The organism is Rhizobium sp. 05L419 (assembly GCF_056397845.1).
Genome location: NZ_JBFTOF010000004.1, coordinates 168,369 through 184,748, shown reverse-complemented (window position 1 = coordinate 184,748; position 16,380 = coordinate 168,369). Strand labels below are relative to the sequence as shown.

Genomic DNA, 16,380 nt, shown 5'->3' with positions numbered 1-16,380 from the left:
TCGGATGGGGTTTGACAGCGCAAGATGGGAGCCCATATCTGGCAGCGTCCGAACAATGCTCGAGGAGAGGCTGGTCCCGTGGCGAATATTCAAGACATCATCAAGACATCCAACGTCGCGGTCGTCACCGGAGGCGCCTCCGGCATCGGGCTTGCCGCGGCCAAGCATTTCGCCGGCGCCGGCATGAGCGTCGCCATTGCCGATCTCGGCGGCGACCGGCTGGCTGCGGCCGCCGATGAGCTGAAGGCGATATCAGGCGAAGAACATGTGATGGCTATCGAAACCGACGTCGCCGACAAGGCGTCGCTCGAGGCGCTGGAGCGCGCCGTCATTCAACGCTTCGGGCGCGTCCATGTGCTCATGAACAACGCTGGTATCGGCCCTGAGACCTCGATCTTCAGCGCCCAGGCCGACTGGGAGGCGATCCTCGGCGTCAATCTGCTTGGCGTGATCAACGGCACGCGCACCTTCGGCCCGCATATGCTGGCGCACGGCGAACCCGGCCTCATCGTCAACACCGGCTCCAAGCAGGGGATCACCACCCCGCCCGGTAACCCGGCCTACAACATCTCGAAGGCAGGCGTGAAGGTTTTCACCGAAGCGCTCCAGCACGAGCTGCGCAATACGCAGGGCGCAAACATCGCCGCGCACCTGCTTATCCCCGGCTTCGTCTTCACGGGCCTGACCAAAGGCGACAGGGCCGCGAAGCCGGCGGCCGCCTGGACCGCGGAACAAACGGTCGATTTCATGATCGAGAGCATCACCCGCGGCGATTTCTATATCCTGTGCCCCGACAACGACGTCGCCCGCCCAACCGACGAGCGCCGCATGGCCTGGGCCGCCGGCGACATCATCGAAAACCGCCCGCCGCTGTCGCGTTGGCATCCCGATTATGCCGACAAGTTCAAGGCCTTCCTCGACGCCAAGGATTGATTGGACATTTTGCCAAAGCCGGATATGAGAGCTTGCTTTCACATCCGGCTTTCAGAGTGCAACATGGATTTCCTGCCGAACCTTCCAACCCTTCTCGCCTTCGCCGCGACAACACTTCTGCTTGCCGCAACGCCCGGTCCTGACATGACGCTGTCCATCAGCCGCGCGCTCGCGCAGGGCAAGAAGGCAGCGCTCTTCGTCGTGCTCGGAACAAGCCTTGGCATCGTCGTCCATACGATGCTGGTCGCCTTCGGCATCTCGGCGCTGATCACTGCCTCGCCGACCGCCTTCCTGGTCCTGAAGACGGGCGGGGCCGCCTATCTTCTCTGGCTTGCCGTTCAGGCGATCCGCTTCGGCTCCAGGCTGTCGATCAAGAAGGTCGAAGAGGTGAAGGCAACGCCGTTGGCAAACATTTCGTCCGGCTTCTGGGTCAATCTCTTGAACCCGAAGGTCATCATCTTCTTTATGACCTTCCTTCCGCAGTTCGTCAGCGCCGGTGATCCCGCCGTCACCCACAAGCTGCTCTTCCTTGGTTTCTGCTTCATCCTGATCGGCATGCCCGTCAACGCCGCCGTGGTCTTCGCCGCCGATTGGCTGGCCGGCTGGCTGCAGAACAACAGGAAGGTGCTGCGCGGTATGGACTACACCTTTGCCGGTGTCTTCTCGGTCTTTGCCGCGAAGATCCTGCTCACGCAGGCGCGCTGATCAGAACCTCGGTTCAGCCGATCAGCAGCGCGTCGTCATCGAGTGTTTGCCCGCGCATCTTGCGGAACATCGCAATCAGATCCTCGACCTGAAGCGTCTTGCGGCTGTCACCGCTGACGTCGAGGACGATTTCGCCGCCGTGCAGCATCACGGTGCGATGGCCGTAGTCCAGCGCCTGCCGCATCGAATGCGTCACCATCAGCGTCGTCAGCTTGCGCTCTGCCACGATCGTCTGCGTCAGCCCCATGACGAATTCCGCCATGCCGGGGTCGAGGGCGGCGGTATGCTCGTCCAGCAGCAACACTTCCGAGCCCGCAAGCGTCGCCATCACAAGCGAAACGGCTTGCCGCTGTCCGCCGGACAACAGGTCCATGCGGTCCTTCATGCGCGTTTCGAGCCCCAGATTGAGTTCGGCGATCCGCGCGCGAAAATGCTCGCGACGCGTCGGCCCGAGCGCCGATGCAAGCCCACGCCGTTCGCCGCGCCGAGCGGCCAATGCAAGGTTCTCCTCGATCGATAGCGCCCCGCAGCTGCCTGTGAGCGGATCCTGGAAGACACGTGCCACAAGCCCGGCGCGCGCTGCCGTCGGCTTGCGCGTTACGTCCGTATGGCCGATCGTCACCTGGCCTTCGCTCGCCAGCACGTCACCTGCAAGCACGCCGAGCAAGGTGGATTTGCCAGCCCCGTTCGACCCGATGACGGTGACGAAGGAGCCTTCCTCGATCGTCAGGTTGACGCCGTTCAGCGCCTGCTTCTGCAGCGGTGTTCCCTTGCCGAAAACGACTTTCACGTCCTTGAGGTTGATCATGACGCAGTCCCTCCGCGGCGAAGGCGGGGAAGGACGAGCGCCACCGTCACCAGGACCGCAGTGACGAAATTGAGATCCGATGCCTGCAGGCCGATGACATCGGTCGACAACGCCAACTGAATGGCAATGCGATAGAGGATTGAACCGAGCACGCAGCCGATCAGCGCGACCAGCTGGCCCCGCCGTCCGAGCAGCGTCTCGCCGATAATGACCGCCGCAAGGCCGACGACGATAGTGCCAACGCCAGACGTCACATCGGCAAAGCCGTTCGTCTGGGCAAACAGGGCGCCTCCGAGCGCCACCAGCGCATTCGAAATCGCCATGCCGAGATAGATCTGGCGGCTGGTATCGACGCCCTGCGCCCGCGCCATGCGGGCATTGGCGCCGGTCGCGCGCATCGCCAGGCCCGCATCGCTTTCCAGAAAGCGCCAGACAACGACAACGGCGATCAGAACCAGGATGCCGACGAACAGCGGCCGGACGTAGAAATCCCTGAGACCGTGGCCGAAGAACGGGCTGATCATGGTATCGGCATTGATCAGCGCGACATTCGGCTTGCCCATGACGCGCAGGTTCACCGAGAACAACGCGATCATCGTCAGGATCGACGCGAGCAGGTTGAGGATCTTGAAGCGAACGTTGAGAAGCGCCGTCACCATGCCCGCAGCCGCACCCGCCGCCATCGCGATCGCAGCCGCCAGCCAGGCATTGACGCCGGCGATGATGAGAACCGCCGTGACCGCAGCGCCCAGGGGAAACGAGCCGTCGACTGTCAGATCCGGAAAATCCAGGACACGGAAGGCGAGGTACACGCCAAGAGCGACGAAGGCATAGACCAGCCCAAGTTCCACAGCTCCCCAGAATGCGATCTGACTCAAGGCTCCTGCCCCTTCCTTCTGTTGTTCCGCCGCCCGCGGACCCATGCTTTTAATACCATCAGCCGCCCCCGTGCAAACGGGAGCGGCTGATCATCCTGTTCCATATGATGAGAAGACTAGTCGATCGTCTTGGTGGCGCGGCTGAGAACGCTCTGCGGCAGGGTGACGCCCATCTTGGCAGCCGCACCCTTGTTGACCACGAGATCGCTGCCGGCAGCGACCTTGACCGCGATGTCGCCCGGGTTCTCGCCCTTCAGGATACGAACGACGATATCGCCCGTCTGCTTGCCGACATCGTAATAGTTGAAGCCGAGGGCCGCGATTGAGCCGCGCGAGACGGAATCCGTATCGGCGGTAAAGAGCGGCAGCTTGCTTTCGTTTGCAACGGCGACAGCACCTTCCAGCGCTGAGATGATCGTGTTGTCGGTCGGGACGTAGATCGCATCGGCACGGCCGACGAGCGCGCGCGTAGCGCCCTGAACTTCGGCGGACTTGGTCGCAGCAGACTCGACGACCTTCAGGCCAGCCTTTTCGGCTTCGACCTTCAGGACTGCCAGCAGCGACACGGAGTTGGCTTCGCCCGAGTTGTAGAGGTAACCGATCGTCTTCACCTTGGGCAGGATTTCCTTGATCAGCGCGATATGCTCGGCAACCGGCGACATGTCGGAAAGACCGGTCACGTTGCCGCCCGGCTTGTCCATGGTCTTCACGAGCTGCGCGCCGACCGGATCGGAAACCGCAGTGAAGACGACAGGAATGTCACGCGTTGCCGAGACGACGGCCTGTGCCGACGGCGTGGAGATCGGGACGATTACATTTGGACCTTCGCCCGCGAACTGGCGCGCTATCTGCGCGGCCGTCGCCGGATTGCCCTGCGCCGACTCGAACATGAACTTCAGGTTCTCGCCTTCCTTGTAGCCGGCCGCCGTCAGCGTATCGAGAACGCCCTTGCGCACGGCATCAAGTGCCGGATGTTCGACGATTGCCGTCACGGCAACGGTCACGTCTTCGGCCTTTGCAGGCAGGGAAAGGGCCAAGGTGGCGGCAACGGCCAGCAGAATCGAACGCATCTTATCCTCCAGATGTGATTTTGGGCTGCTTTTAGAAAAAACAGCCCTCGAAATCAATCATCAGAAGATGCTGTAAGGATCAAACTTGCTGATCAGTCATCCGCGCCGTGATTGGCGATCATCATCGCCTCGAAGGCTAGGCGCTCGGTTTTGCGCATGCGCTCGGAATCCGATTTCAGCTGGCCGCAGGCAGCCAGAATGTCGCGACCGCGCGGCGTGCGGATTGGCGAGGCATAGCCGGCCGAGTTGATGAAATCGGCAAATTTCTCGATCTGCGCCCAGTCAGAACACTGGTAGTTCGTGCCGGGCCAGGGATTGAAGGGAATGAGATTGATCTTTGCCGGCACGCCCTTCAGGAGCTGGATAAGCCCCTTGGCGTCTTCCAGACTGTCGTTGACGTCCTTCAACATCACATATTCGAAGGTGATGCGGCGCGCATTCGACAGGCCCGGATAGGCGCGGCAGGCGTCGATCAGTTCCTTCAACGGATACTTCTTGTTGATCGGCACCAGGATGTCGCGCAGGTCGTCGCGCACGGCATGCAGGGAGATTGCCAGCATGACGCCGATTTCGTCGCCAGTGCGGAAGATTTCAGGAACGACGCCCGACGTGGACAGCGTGACGCGGCGCTTTGACAGCGACAGGCCATCACCGTCCGTAGCAATCAGCAACGCCTGCTTCACAGCATCGAAATTATAGAGCGGCTCGCCCATCCCCATCATCACGATGTTGCTGACCTTACGGCCCTCGGCCGGCATGACCGTGCCCTGCGGCGCTTGGCGATCGGGAAAGTCGCCGAGCCGGTCGCGGGCAAGCAGAAGCTGCGAAAGGATTTCCTCGGCCGTCAGATTGCGCACCAGACGCTGCGTGCCGGTGTGACAGAAGGAACAGGTGAGCGTGCAGCCGACCTGGCTCGAAATGCACAAAGTGCCGCGCCCCTCCTCGGGAATATAGACGGTCTCGATATCGACCGGACGCCCGGCGCCGCGTGCCGGGAAGCGCAGCAACCACTTGCGGGTGCCGTCGTTGGAGACCTGCTCCTCGACGATTTCAGGGCGCGCGATGGTGAAATGCTGCTTCAGCATCTCGCGCATGTCCTTGGCGATATTCACCATCAGGTCGAAATCGGAGACACCGCGCACGTAAATCCAGTTCCAGAGCTGGCTGACGCGCATCTTGATCTGTTTGTCGGCGACGCCCTTTTCGCGCAGCGCACTGCCCATTTCTTCGCGGCTGAGGCCGATCAGCGAAGGCTTGGGCATAGCTTCTCCGCGCATTTGCGAGGCGGCAGGCTTAATAACGGTCATCGCATCCATGACGGACATAGGTCTAATCCCGAATTCAACATGCGATCCTTCCGGTAAGCCGGATGACTTGCGGGCGCGAAGGGCATGATGGCAGAAATTGAATGCGGAGTATGCCGGCAAAGCCGCGATCTATCCGCTGTTGTGCGCGCCTTTAGCATCATTTTCGCCGCGCGTCACTATAGATGGAAACGGCAAAGGCCGGCGCAAGGCCGGCCTTTGAATTTCATCGGCATCGAGCGTGCAGCTTACTTGCAGGCTTCGATCTGCTTGAGCGAGGCGGAAATGCCCGACAGCGAGTAGCTGTAGGAGGTTGCCGTACCCTTGCGCGACGTGGCGTTGACCGTCATCGAATGACCGCCCTTCATGGCGGCAACAAGCGCCGGCTCCTGCGCCGCGTTCTCGACCCAGCCGGCCTTATCCTTGGTGAACATGACGAAGGTCTTGTTGTCGATCACGACTTCGATCTTCGAGCCGTCCTTGACGGTGTAGCCCATCATCGCCTGAGGCTCGTAGGATATGTTCTGACCTGGCCGCTGCGACACGATGAAGAAATTCTCGCCGTGGTCGATGCCGGCCGGCTTCTTTTCGGTCGGAACTGACAGCACGTAGCAGACGGTGCTCGCACCAGACTTGTACGAGTAGGCGCCCCAGGCCTGGAACTGCTGGATACGCGTTGGCGCGGTGGAAGCCACTGCGGCCGGCTGCTGCGTTGCCTGTGCTGCTGGCTTCTTTGCCTGGGCGGATGCAATGCCGGCGCCGGCGACGACGAGAGAAAGGGCGATTGCGAGACTTCTTACAAACATGGATATCCTGCCGGTTCTTGCGATTCGAGCCCGAAGCGAGCGGGCGGCGCATAATCACGATCTGCTTTATTTTGACTTAATTCAGGTTACCAAAGCGTCAACACAGACCGCAAGAAGTGCCTGCCTGTGTCATTTCCGCCCGGGTGTCAATGTTGAGCGCTGGAACCTCGCCCGAGATGATCTGGTGTCGCTATGGTGCCGAACCATTGCTTGAGGTGAATTTAAGACAGAAAGATTCAGGCAAGAGTTTGACCTTTCGAAAATCCGTTGTAGGTCATTAAGGCATGGAATTCCGTTAAGGATTTCGCAAAGCCAGGGGGTCTTTGACAGGAAATGGATGCGGAGGAAAAACAGCGCTTCGCTGCCCTCGCAAAGGCTGTCGCGCAACGCCGCGACCAGCAGGCCTTTTCCGTCCTGTTCGACTACTTCGCACCCCGCCTCAAATCTTGGTTACTGCGCCAGAAAATGACCGGCAGCGAGGCCGAGGAGCTGGTGCAGGAAGTTATGATCGTGCTCTGGCACAAGGCTGGCCTCTACGATCCATCGCGATCGTCGCTATCGACCTGGCTCTTCCGCATTGCCCGCAACCGCCGCATCGACCTTCAGCGCCGCGCCCGCGCCCGCATCCTGGACGAAACAGACCCCTCGCTGCAGCCTGTCGCTGAAATCGGTGCGGACGAGATGGTGGCAAACGACGACCGCGACGCGCATGTTCGCGCAGCGGTCAGCCGATTGCCGGAAGAGCAACGCGAGATGCTGCGCGCGGCCTTCTTTCTGGGTCAGTCGCATTCTGAGATCGCCGAGGCGACCGGGCTGCCGCTCGGAACGGTCAAGTCGCGAATCAGGCTCGCCTTCGGCAAGCTCAAGAAGGTCCTGGAAGCGGAAAACGCCTAGCGGCATCCGTCAGATCGTCTTCATGCCCTCGGGCTTGTCGGCGAGCGCGCTGTCGGCCGATTGGTAGTGCTTCGGCTTGATGTGGCGACTGACCATCGCGAAGGCAGCAGAGAGCACCGCGATATCGTCGGAAAATCCGATGCCGACAAACACATCCGGAATCATGTCGATTGGCAGGACGAAATAGGCGAGCGCCGCAAGCAGCGTCCCGCGAACCTTGATCGGCGTTTGCGGATCGAGCGAACAGTAGAAGGCTGCGACGACATCGCGCGAAAAGGGAATTTGGCGTACCGCCTTTCGGAAGGTCGGCCAGAATTTCTTCCGCACCGTGCGCTCCCGCCGGGTCTGGGTATCTTCGTCGCCCGGCAACAGGATCTCACCGTATTTGACGTCGTCCATTCCACTTCGTCCTTTCGTTCACGCGAAGATATGGGTGATACCCGCGCCGGATTCAATCGATCCGTCGCGCAGCAGCCTTGTCCATCGCGCTTGCGAGCTTAAAGTCGAGCTCTGTCAGCCCATCGGCATCATGCGTGTTGAGCTTCACCTCGACCCGCGAATAGACGTTGAACCACTCAGGATGATGGTCAAGTTTTTCGGCAGCCAGCGCCGCCTCGGCCATGAAGCCGAAGGCCTCGACGAAGTTTGCGAACTTGAACCGCTTCGAAATGGACGCGGCGGCTGCGTCGAGCGACCAGCCGTTGAGCTTTGCAAGTTCCTGATCAATCGCCTGCCGTTCCAGTTTTTGCCTTTTCATGCGATGCTTCCTCCTCTTCTCACCATGGATCTCCAATGAAACGCGTCAGCATCCTGTTTGTCTGCATGGGCAATATATGCCGTTCGCCACTCGCCGAAGGTATTTTTGCGCACCTGGTCGATGATGCCGGCCTCGCCGATCGCTTCACCATCGATTCCGCCGGCACCGGCGGCTGGCACCAGGGCGACCAACCGGATCGCCGCTCGATCGCGACGGCGCAAAATCATGGCATCGATATATCTCGACAACGCGCGCGCCGCATCAAGACCGAGGATTTCAGAAATTTCGACCTGATCCTCGCCATGGATCGCGCCAATATTGCGGAACTGCACCGTATCGCCCCGCAAGCGGAGAACATCCGTCTCTTCGGCGAACTCGCGCTTGAGACCGGCGAGGATATCCCCGATCCCTATTATGGCGGCAGCGACGGTTTCGAGCTGGTCTACGCCAGGCTTTTCACCGGCTGCACGAAGCTGCTGGCAACGTTGGGTGCCGAAAGCGCTTCATGGAGCGGAAAGACTTCCTCCGTCAGATAGGGACCGCCACCAACCGATTCGCGGGACGACAAAAGGACGAAGCGGGGGACGGTGAACGCTGAGGTCTGAAAGTTTCCACGACCTGCAAGGTAGTGAACAACATCATCGACACGGGAGGATTTCAGCCGCGCCAGCGTAACATGAGGTGTAAATTTACGGGGATCCGGCGGCAGCCCGATGCGCTGGCAGATCCGCTCGATTTCGCCCTGAAGAGCATACATTTCGGGTGAAGGTGTCACGCCGGCCCAAATCGAATGCGGCTTCTTGGAGCCGAAGGAACCGATGCCATCGAGACGCATTTGGAATTCGGGCCGGTCGATACGGTCGAGCCGGTCGACGATTTCGTCTGCCGTGCGTCCATCGACATCGCCGATGAACCGTAAAGTGATGTGGTAGTTCTCCACATCGATCCATCGGGCACCAGGGAGACCACCGCGCAGCAATGAAAGGCTCATCGCGGCATTGCGCGGAATTTCGAGGGCGGTAAAAAGTCTCGGCATGACGAGYACTCCCCGAATCTTTTGCAGGTGCTCACACGGAATCACGCATTCCGCACCTGCGCAAGTCCCTAATTCTTCACAGTAGAAATCGTTCCAATGAATTGCGTGATAGCCGGCTCCATCGTGTCGACCATCACCTCGACCCCCTTGGTGTTCGGGTGCATGCCGTCGTCAAGCTTCAGCGCAGCGTCGAGTGCAACGCCGTCGAGGAAGAAGGGATAGAGCGCAACACCATGCTTTTGCGCGAGTTTCTGGTATATGGGATTAAACCGCGCCGCGTAGTCCCCGCCCATGTTCGGTGGCGCAAGCATGCCCGCGAGAAGCACGGCGATACCGCGTTCCTTTAGCCGGACAATCATTTGATCGAGGTTCTTTTCGCTCTCTTCAGGCGGAATACCGCGCAGCGCGTCATTGGCGCCGAGTTCGAGAATGACACCGTCTGTACCATCGGGAACCGACCAATCGATCCGCGCAAGGCCGCCGGTCGTCGTATCTCCGGAGACCCCCGCATTCGATATCGAAACGTCGAGACCCTTGGCCTTCAACGCCGCCTGCAGCTTCTCCGGAAAGCCGTCTCCGGGTGGAAGCTGATAGCCCGCCATGAGGCTGTCTCCGAAGCCGACCAGCGTGATCGTTCCGGCATTCGCGGCTACACAGAGCACCAGCGATGCAACAATGACGGCGATGTGAAGGCCGGCAACTTTAAAACTCATTCCGCTTTCCCTAGATTGGCAACAGGATCGGCATTTATATAGGGCAATTACTGTTGGCAAAAACCATCATCGAATTGAAGCGTGCCGATTTGACGCTCGGCAGCGCTGCCGCGTCCGTGCATGTGTTGAAAGGCATCGACCTTAGCATCACCGCCGGCGAATCGGTCGGCATCGTCGGCCCGTCCGGTTCCGGCAAGTCGACGCTGCTCATGGTCCTGGCCGGGCTAGAGAAGCTCGATAGCGGCGAGATAAACATCAGCGACACGCCGCTGCACGCCTTGACCGAAGATCAGGTCGCCGATTTTCGCGGCCGCAACATCGGCATCGTCTTCCAGTCGTTCCATCTGATCGCCAACATGACCGCGCTCGAGAACGTCGCCGTGCCTCTCGAACTTGCCAATGTTGCCAGCCCGTTCGAGATCGCCCGCCGCGAACTGAAATCGGTCGGCCTCGGCGATCGCCTGAGCCATTACCCCGGGCAACTTTCCGGCGGCGAACAGCAGCGCGTCGCCATTGCCCGCGCTCTCGCCCCATCACCGGCGCTCCTGATTGCCGACGAACCGACCGGCAATCTCGACGCCGATACCGGCCGCCAGATCGCAGACTTGCTGTTTTCGAAACAGGCCGAGCGCGGCATGACGCTTCTGCTCGTGACCCATGACACGGCGCTCGCCAAGCGGTGCTCGAGACAGATCCGCGTCCGCTCCGGCCGGATCGAGGGCGACAATGCGGCGGTGGAACCCGAAGCGGCGATCGCATGACGCTCGTGACCCCGCCTGTCTCGCTTGCTTTTCGCCTTGCACTCCGCGAGTTGCGTGGCGGCCTCAAGGGCTTTTACATCTTCCTCGCCTGCATCGCGCTCGGCACCGCGGCGATCGCGGCGGTCAACTCGGTCTCGCAATCGATCACCGACACGATCTCCACCCGCGGTCAGGAAATTCTCGCTGGCGACGTCCGCTTCGAACTCAACAATCGCGAGGCGAATGAACAAGAAACCGGCTTCCTGAGCGGGTTGGGGAAAGTGTCCGTTTCAACCGGCCTGCGTTCCATGGCACGAACGCCGGACGGCTCGGATCAGGCGCTGGTCGAGGTCAAGGCCGTCGATGGCGCATATCCTCTCTACGGAACGTTCGAGGCCGAGCCGAACTACCCCCTGCACGCCCTTCTGGCCGACCAGAGTGGCACCTATGGCGCCGTCGCTGCCCCGCTGCTGCTGGAGCGCATGGGCCTGAAGATCGGCGACGAGATCCTGCTCGGGAATGTCATTCTCAACATAACGGGAACGGTCAAAACAGAGCCCGACGCCGTCTCCGAAGGCTTCGGCTTTGCCCCGCGTCTCCTGGTCAGCGCAGAGGCGCTGCGGGCCTCCGGCCTGATTCAGACCGGCAGCCTCGTCGAGCATGCCTACAAGATCCGGCTGGACGAGCAAGGCGACATGTCGACAGTGCGGGATCGAGCGGCCAAGGAATTCCCGTCCGCTGGCTGGTCGATACGCACCAGCGACCGCGCCGCGCCCTCCCTCACCGAAAACATCGAGCGCTTCTCGCAATTCCTGACGCTGGTGGGCCTCACCGCTCTCATCGTCGGCGGCGTCGGTGTCGCCAACGCCGTGCGCGCTTTCCTCGATTCCAAGCGCACAACGATTGCCACCTTCAAATGCCTCGGCGCGCCGGCAACAACCGTCGTTCTGATCTATCTCTTCCAGATCGGTATCATCGCGCTTGCCGGAATAGCGATCGGCCTTGTGATCGGCGCGCTGGCACCAATCCTGGCGGCGCAGTTCCTTGCCCAGTTCCTGCCGATGTCCACTGCGCCGACCCTTTATCCGGTGGCGCTGTCGCTTGCCGTCCTCTTCGGCGTCCTGACGACGCTCGCCTTCGCGATCATGCCGCTTGGCCACGCCCGCGAGGTGCCGGCCACCGCGCTCTTTCGCGAACAGGGCTTTGAATCCCGCCGCCTGCCGTCATGGCCTTATATTTTGCTTGCAGCAGTTTTTCTGGTTGGCCTTGCAGGCCTTGCCATCGTCACAGCCCATGACCGCTTCATCGCTGTCGTGTTCATCGGCGCGATCGCCTTTGCATTCGTGATCCTGCGGCTCGTTGCCGCCGCAATCGCGTGGCTTGCGCGGCGCAGCCCGCGGGTCGGCTCGCCGGCGTTGCGTCTGGCGATCGGCAACATCCATCGCCCAGGTGCGCTTACGCCCTCCGTGGTCCTGTCGCTTGGCCTCGGCTTGGCGCTGCTCGTAGCCCTGACGTTGATCGACGGCAACATGCGCCAGCAATTGACGGGGCGCATGGCAGCCGGAGCGCCGAATTTCTTCTTCGTCGATATCCAGGGATCGGAAGTCGAGAATTTCCGCAATCTCGTCAAAACACAGGCGCCGGAAGGCAAGCTCGTCGAAGTGCCGATGCTGCGCGGCCGCATCCTTTCCCTGAACGGTCAGGACGTGACCAAGATAAAGGTCTCGCCCGGCGGTCAGTGGGTGTTGCGCGGCGACCGCGGCATCACCTATGCGGAAAAGCAGCCGGAAACTGCCTCGCTGACAGAGGGAGCATGGTGGCCAAAGGACTATAGCGGCGAACCGCTGGTCTCCTTTTCGGCAGATGAAGCCAAAGAGCTCGGCCTGAAGGTTGGCGACACGGTTACCGTCAACGTCCTCGGCCGCAACATCACCGCCCGGATCGCCAATCTGCGCAAGGTCGAGTGGGAGACGCTCTCGATCAATTTCGTCATGGTCTTTTCGCCGAACACGTTCCGGGGCGCGCCGCATGCGTGGCTCGCAACACTGAGTGACCCGAAGGCGACGTCAAGCCAGGAGGCGGCGATCCTCAAATCGGTGACCAACGCCTATCCGACGATCACCAGCGTTCGGGTCAAGGATGCGATCGATATCGTCAACGCTCTGGTTGCTCAACTCGCGACTGCCATCCGCGCCGCCGCCTCCGTTGCCCTGATCGCCTCGGTCCTCGTCCTTGCCGGTGCGCTTGCAGCCGGAAATCGCGCGCGCACGCACGACGCGGTGGTCCTCAAGACGCTTGGGGCGACCAGACGCATGCTGATGCGCGCTTTCTGCTACGAGTACCTCATCCTCGGCGCCGCGACGGCGATCTTCGCGCTCTTCGCCGGCGGGTTCTCCGCCTGGTTCATCGTCGCGCGCATCATGCGCATTCCCTCGCACTTCCTGCCCGACGTCGCCGGCATGACGCTGATCACAGCGCTGGTGCTGACGGTCGGCATCGGCCTGATCGGCACATGGCGCATTCTCGGGCAGAAGGCAGCACCCGTTTTGCGCGAACTCTGATTGAAGCCGCTGGGAAATTCCCGTCACCTTACGGAGATTTAACCCGATCTCGGGTTGCAAGGCTCTTGTTTGCAAAGGTCGAAAGGCTCATATTGTCTGCAGGCATGCTGGAGCTCCGCAGCGGCGCCCGGGTCGAAAGCCCGACACCGTGTTCACATCGGAGCTGTCAAGAGGAAACTATGGCTGACCTACGTAACTACCAAGGCCGCGTGCAAACGCAAACCGGCGAAATAATCGATCAGGGCCTCCGCTCGTATATGCTCAAGGTTTACAACCTGATGGCATTGGGCCTCGTGATCACCGGCTTGGCCGCCTACTTCGCCTTCACATTCGCCGTCTCCGACGGCCAACTGACCGCCTTTGGCGCCGCCATCTATACCAGCCCGCTCAAGTGGGTGGTAATCCTTGCTCCGCTCGCAATGGTCTTCTTCCTGAGCTTCCGGATCAACAGCATGAGCGTGTCGGCCGCGCAGATGACCTTCTGGGTCTATGCCGCGCTTGTCGGTCTATCACTGTCGTCGCTGTTCCTGATCTACACGGGCCAAAGCGTCGTGCAGACCTTCTTCGTCACGGCAGCAGCTTTCGGCGGGCTGTCGCTCTATGGCTATACGACCAAGCGGGATCTCTCCGCGATGGGCTCGTTCCTGATCATGGGTCTGTTTGGCCTGATCATCGCTTCGATCGTCAACATATTCCTGGCGTCATCGGCCATGCAGTTTGCGATCTCGGCGATTGGCGTGCTGATCTTCGCGGGTCTCACCGCCTATGATACGCAGCGCATCAAGGAGATGTACTACGTCGCAGACGACTCGACMGTGGCTGGCCGCAAGGCGATCATGGGTGCGCTGACGCTCTATCTCGACTTCATCAACCTCTTCATGTTCCTCCTGCAGTTCATGGGCGACCGCAAGTAAGACGGGACGGGTTATCGGAAAAGGCGGCTTCGGCCGCCTTTTTTGTTGCGCGGCTTTTCGGGGCGTGATTTCTGAACCATCGATCGTCCCTCTCATAGCCGGCCTGTTTGAATGCCCGTTTCCCTTCGCGACGCTTGCGCCTCCGATCTCGATGCCATCACCGAAATCTATCGCGAATCCGTCCTGACCGGCGTTGCAAGCTACGAGATCACCCCGCCCGACCGAACTGAGATGGCGAAGCGGTTTTGCGCCGTGATCGATCAGGGATATCCTTACATCGCGGCAGTCGACGAGGACGCAAGCCTGCTTGGCTATGCCTATGCGTCGGCCTTCCGCACCCGCCCAGCCTACCGCTGGATGGTCGAAGACTCGATCTATGTGGCACCTGAAGCGCGTGGAAGAGGCATCGGCAAGCTGTTGCTGGCAGAGCTCCTAACCCGTTGCACGGCGCTTGGTTTCCGCCAGATGGTGGCTGTCGTCGGCGGGGCGCATCCGGCGTCGATCGCACTGCATGCCGCCTTAGGCTTCGAAGAGACGGGACGGCTCAAAGGCACCGGCTACAAGCACGGCCGCTGGTTGGATACGATGATGATGCAGCGCTCGCTCGGCGAAGGAACGGCGACGGATCCGGACCTGGAAGCCTACCCGGGCACCCTGTTCAAGGGTTGATCGGGCTCACTTCTCGACCAGCTTCAGCGACTTGCCGAAGATTTTGAGAACCTGCTGCAGCTCGTGTCCGCGCTTTAAAATGACGCCGTGGAGGTTGATCACAGAGTAGGCGCCCTGCTTGGCAGCAAGCTTGGGGTTTTTCTCGATGCGAAAGAGCGGCATTTCGCCGGAGCGCTTGAAAACGGAGAAGACGGCCCGGTCCTTTAGATGATCGATTGCGTAGTCCCGCCACTCGCCCTCGCCGACCATGCGACCATATATCCAGAGGATGGCATCGAGCTCCCGCCTGTGAAAGGTAACCGGAAGCGGATCCTTGCTTTGCTTGTATTCCTTGAGATCCACGACAATGGACGAACTGCTATCGGCGGTCCGGCTTTCGCCACGCCGCAAATCCGGCTGATCTGTCATCAGTCTCCCAGCGCCTCCGTTCGTGACAGGAGAGTGACAGTTTGCCTTAGCGTTTACAAATTGCAAGCGGGCGATCGGTCACATTAATCATAGTCTGTGCAATCTCCCGCGCGCCGCATTTCAGTCAAAACAGCGCCTCATTTGCAAGGGAAATTCCCCTCGATCGCGCCGCGGACCGAATCACGACCCGCCGATCTAACGATGTTGCGCGCAATCCTCCCCGACTGGTGGAGGAGTATGCGAAAGTTTGGCGCCAGTGCGCCAAAGGGCCCGGCTGGACGTATCGACCTTAACCCCAGCCCCGAATACGATCAGCCGGGCCGCCCCGTTTTCCACCTGCCGAAGCAGATGAAACCCGTCAGATATTCTTGCCGGCCATGACAACCGTCGCGCCGAGTATGGCCGACGGCGTACCATCCTGCGTGGAAGACTGAAGCAGAATCGCGCAACCCTCAAGATCCTGCTTCTGCAGGACATTGGCAGGCAGCGTCAAGCTCGTTTCCTTGCCGTCCCACATGCCGACGGTTTCGATATCGGCAACGCTGTTGAGATAGGCGATCTTTTGGCCGATGTTTTCGCCCTTCTCGACGTCGATGGTTTTTTCCCTGTTGAAATAGACCATTACGACATTGGCCTTGCCTGGTCCGGCACCGATCTTGACCTCGAGTTCGTCGCCATTGACCTTCGCAGCGACCGGAACCGTCAGCCCCTTGCCCTCGGCAAGATATCCGTCGATCTTACCGGTGATGCCGCCAAGATCCGCACCCGCCACATGATCTCGCCCGTTCACGACCACCTGTGGAGTGTAGACGTTGCCGCGTCCCATCGTCCGCGCATAGCCATACTGCCGCTCGGTGTTTTCCTTGGAGCTCAGCGTGTCGGCCCAGCCAAGATAGTTCCAGTAATCAACATGATAGGCCAGGGCAATGACGTCTCCGCGCTCGACAAGCTTGCGAAAAGCCGCATCGGCCGGCGGACAGGAGGAACAGCCCTGCGACGTGAAGAGTTCGACGACACCTTTCGGCGCCTCCTGGGCAAACAGCGGGCCCGCCAGGGCCATACCTGCAACCAGTGAAATCAAAAACCGCGGGAACATTCACCTTCACCTTTTTCTTCAGCGCCGGCAGCCAACGAGAAGGCCGCAGGTTCCGATCAATGAACGTAGAGATAGTCTTTCCCCGTTC

Annotated in this window: 19 protein-coding genes; 8 read left to right on the top strand and 11 right to left on the bottom strand. The window is 60.6% G+C overall.

Annotated features, from left to right (window positions below):
* Positions 1–78 precede the first annotated feature (78 nt).
* Together AC1DMK_RS06935 and AC1DMK_RS06930 are read left to right on the top strand one after the other, a co-directional pair.
* Entirely contained in the window at positions 79–933 is an 855-nt protein-coding gene (locus tag AC1DMK_RS06935) for an SDR family NAD(P)-dependent oxidoreductase (RefSeq protein ID WP_477857906.1), read from the top strand.
* A gap of 63 nt (positions 934–996) precedes the next feature.
* On the top strand, positions 997–1,638 hold the full coding sequence (locus AC1DMK_RS06930; RefSeq protein WP_037059165.1) for a LysE family translocator: 642 nt from the start codon (positions 997–999) through the stop codon (positions 1,636–1,638).
* Positions 1,639–1,651: 13 nt separating this feature from the next.
* Here AC1DMK_RS06930 and AC1DMK_RS06925 read toward each other — a convergent pair whose 3' ends face one another.
* From AC1DMK_RS06925 to AC1DMK_RS06905, 5 genes are all read right to left on the bottom strand, one after another.
* On the bottom strand, positions 1,652–2,446 hold the full coding sequence (locus AC1DMK_RS06925; RefSeq protein ID WP_037059163.1) for an ABC transporter ATP-binding protein: 795 nt from the start codon (positions 2,444–2,446) through the stop codon (positions 1,652–1,654).
* Complete coding sequence (locus AC1DMK_RS06920; protein ID WP_477857903.1) at positions 2,443–3,324, bottom strand: ABC transporter permease; 882 nt, start codon at positions 3,322–3,324, stop codon at positions 2,443–2,445. Before AC1DMK_RS06920 ends, AC1DMK_RS06925 begins: the two co-directional genes overlap by 4 nt.
* Positions 3,325–3,440: 116 nt before the next feature.
* Positions 3,441–4,394, bottom strand: coding sequence for an ABC transporter substrate-binding protein (locus tag AC1DMK_RS06915; protein WP_037059161.1), 954 nt, complete (start codon positions 4,392–4,394; stop codon positions 3,441–3,443).
* 92 nt (positions 4,395–4,486) lie between these two features.
* Complete coding sequence (gene rlmN / locus AC1DMK_RS06910; RefSeq protein WP_037059159.1) at positions 4,487–5,719, bottom strand: dual-specificity RNA methyltransferase RlmN; 1,233 nt, start codon at positions 5,717–5,719, stop codon at positions 4,487–4,489.
* Between the two features lie 227 nt (positions 5,720–5,946).
* The gene (locus AC1DMK_RS06905; protein ID WP_037059158.1) at positions 5,947–6,504 is read right to left on the bottom strand and encodes an invasion associated locus B family protein; all 558 of its coding nucleotides are present in this window, start codon (positions 6,502–6,504) and stop codon (positions 5,947–5,949) included.
* Between the two features lie 333 nt (positions 6,505–6,837).
* Here AC1DMK_RS06905 and AC1DMK_RS06900 point away from each other — a divergent pair, with 333 nt between their 5' ends.
* The gene (locus tag AC1DMK_RS06900; protein ID WP_477857900.1) at positions 6,838–7,398 is read left to right on the top strand and encodes a sigma-70 family RNA polymerase sigma factor; all 561 of its coding nucleotides are present in this window, start codon (positions 6,838–6,840) and stop codon (positions 7,396–7,398) included.
* A 9-nt stretch (positions 7,399–7,407) separates the two neighbouring features.
* Here the strand turns inward: AC1DMK_RS06900 and AC1DMK_RS06895 are convergent, their stop codons facing one another.
* Together AC1DMK_RS06895 and AC1DMK_RS06890 are read right to left on the bottom strand one after the other, a co-directional pair.
* Positions 7,408–7,797: a YkvA family protein gene (locus tag AC1DMK_RS06895; protein ID WP_057470422.1), complete on the bottom strand. Its 390-nt coding sequence runs from the start codon at positions 7,795–7,797 to the stop codon at positions 7,408–7,410.
* 52 nt (positions 7,798–7,849) lie between these two features.
* Positions 7,850–8,155, bottom strand: coding sequence for a 4a-hydroxytetrahydrobiopterin dehydratase (locus tag AC1DMK_RS06890; RefSeq protein ID WP_477857898.1), 306 nt, complete (start codon positions 8,153–8,155; stop codon positions 7,850–7,852).
* Between the two features lie 35 nt (positions 8,156–8,190).
* On the opposite strand from AC1DMK_RS06890, the gene AC1DMK_RS06885 reads away from it, so the two are divergent.
* Positions 8,191–8,691, top strand: a complete 501-nt coding sequence (locus tag AC1DMK_RS06885; protein WP_477857896.1) for a low molecular weight protein-tyrosine-phosphatase — start codon at positions 8,191–8,193, stop codon at positions 8,689–8,691.
* On the opposite strand, the gene thpR is transcribed toward AC1DMK_RS06885, so the two are convergent.
* Positions 8,598–9,191, bottom strand: coding sequence for an RNA 2',3'-cyclic phosphodiesterase (gene thpR / locus AC1DMK_RS06880; RefSeq protein WP_037059149.1), 594 nt, complete (start codon positions 9,189–9,191; stop codon positions 8,598–8,600). The genes AC1DMK_RS06885 and thpR overlap by 94 nt on opposite strands.
* 68 nt (positions 9,192–9,259) lie before the next feature.
* The gene (locus tag AC1DMK_RS06875) at positions 9,260–9,904 is read right to left on the bottom strand and encodes an arylesterase (RefSeq protein ID WP_477857894.1); all 645 of its coding nucleotides are present in this window, start codon (positions 9,902–9,904) and stop codon (positions 9,260–9,262) included.
* Positions 9,905–9,957: 53 nt separating this feature from the next.
* Between AC1DMK_RS06875 and AC1DMK_RS06870 the strand changes: the two genes are divergently transcribed.
* The 4 genes from AC1DMK_RS06870 to AC1DMK_RS06855 all read left to right on the top strand — a co-directional run bounded on the left by AC1DMK_RS06870 (position 9,958) and on the right by AC1DMK_RS06855 (position 14,788).
* Positions 9,958–10,665: an ABC transporter ATP-binding protein gene (locus AC1DMK_RS06870; protein ID WP_477857892.1), complete on the top strand. Its 708-nt coding sequence runs from the start codon at positions 9,958–9,960 to the stop codon at positions 10,663–10,665.
* A complete protein-coding gene (locus tag AC1DMK_RS06865; protein WP_477857890.1) occupies positions 10,662–13,205 on the top strand; it encodes an ABC transporter permease in 2,544 nt (847 codons plus the stop codon). The genes AC1DMK_RS06870 and AC1DMK_RS06865 overlap by 4 nt, the downstream gene beginning before the upstream one ends.
* Positions 13,206–13,384: 179 nt before the next feature.
* Positions 13,385–14,119 (top strand): Bax inhibitor-1/YccA family protein, encoded by a 735-nt coding sequence (locus tag AC1DMK_RS06860; protein WP_477857888.1) that lies wholly within the window; start codon positions 13,385–13,387, stop codon positions 14,117–14,119.
* A 111-nt stretch (positions 14,120–14,230) separates the two neighbouring features.
* Positions 14,231–14,788 carry an N-acetyltransferase family protein gene (locus tag AC1DMK_RS06855; protein ID WP_477857886.1) on the top strand — a complete coding sequence of 186 codons (558 nt, stop codon included), beginning with the start codon at positions 14,231–14,233 and terminating at the stop codon, positions 14,786–14,788.
* Between the two features lie 6 nt (positions 14,789–14,794).
* On the opposite strand, the gene AC1DMK_RS06850 is transcribed toward AC1DMK_RS06855, so the two are convergent.
* Positions 14,795–15,196: a DUF2794 domain-containing protein gene (locus AC1DMK_RS06850; protein ID WP_037059139.1), complete on the bottom strand. Its 402-nt coding sequence runs from the start codon at positions 15,194–15,196 to the stop codon at positions 14,795–14,797.
* A 358-nt stretch (positions 15,197–15,554) separates the two neighbouring features.
* The gene (locus AC1DMK_RS06845) at positions 15,555–16,292 is read right to left on the bottom strand and encodes a DUF1223 domain-containing protein (RefSeq protein WP_037059138.1); all 738 of its coding nucleotides are present in this window, start codon (positions 16,290–16,292) and stop codon (positions 15,555–15,557) included.
* Between the last annotated feature and the right edge of the window lie 88 nt (positions 16,293–16,380).

Excerpts from the sequence above, each read along its gene's own strand:
- AC1DMK_RS06930 (WP_037059165.1), top strand. The coding sequence starts at position 997 with ATGGATTTCCTGCCGAACCTTCCAACCCTTCTCGCCTTCGCCGCGACA.
- AC1DMK_RS06925 (WP_037059163.1), bottom strand. The coding sequence starts at position 2,446 with ATGATCAACCTCAAGGACGTGAAAGTCGTTTTCGGCAAGGGAACACCG.
- AC1DMK_RS06915 (WP_037059161.1), bottom strand. The coding sequence starts at position 4,394 with ATGCGTTCGATTCTGCTGGCCGTTGCCGCCACCTTGGCCCTTTCCCTG.
- rlmN (WP_037059159.1), bottom strand. The coding sequence starts at position 5,719 with ATGTCCGTCATGGATGCGATGACCGTTATTAAGCCTGCCGCCTCGCAA.
- AC1DMK_RS06905 (WP_037059158.1), bottom strand. The coding sequence starts at position 6,504 with ATGTTTGTAAGAAGTCTCGCAATCGCCCTTTCTCTCGTCGTCGCCGGC.
- AC1DMK_RS06900 (WP_477857900.1), top strand. The coding sequence starts at position 6,838 with ATGGATGCGGAGGAAAAACAGCGCTTCGCTGCCCTCGCAAAGGCTGTC.
- AC1DMK_RS06895 (WP_057470422.1), bottom strand. The coding sequence starts at position 7,797 with ATGGACGACGTCAAATACGGTGAGATCCTGTTGCCGGGCGACGAAGAT.
- AC1DMK_RS06890 (WP_477857898.1), bottom strand. The coding sequence starts at position 8,155 with ATGAAAAGGCAAAAACTGGAACGGCAGGCGATTGATCAGGAACTTGCA.
- AC1DMK_RS06885 (WP_477857896.1), top strand. The coding sequence starts at position 8,191 with ATGAAACGCGTCAGCATCCTGTTTGTCTGCATGGGCAATATATGCCGT.
- thpR (WP_037059149.1), bottom strand. The coding sequence starts at position 9,191 with ATGCCGAGACTTTTTACCGCCCTCGAAATTCCGCGCAATGCCGCGATG.
- AC1DMK_RS06875 (WP_477857894.1), bottom strand. The coding sequence starts at position 9,904 with ATGAGTTTTAAAGTTGCCGGCCTTCACATCGCCGTCATTGTTGCATCG.
- AC1DMK_RS06865 (WP_477857890.1), top strand. The coding sequence starts at position 10,662 with ATGACGCTCGTGACCCCGCCTGTCTCGCTTGCTTTTCGCCTTGCACTC.
- AC1DMK_RS06855 (WP_477857886.1), top strand. The coding sequence starts at position 14,231 with ATGCCCGTTTCCCTTCGCGACGCTTGCGCCTCCGATCTCGATGCCATC.
- AC1DMK_RS06850 (WP_037059139.1), bottom strand. The coding sequence starts at position 15,196 with ATGACAGATCAGCCGGATTTGCGGCGTGGCGAAAGCCGGACCGCCGAT.
- AC1DMK_RS06845 (WP_037059138.1), bottom strand. The coding sequence starts at position 16,292 with ATGTTCCCGCGGTTTTTGATTTCACTGGTTGCAGGTATGGCCCTGGCG.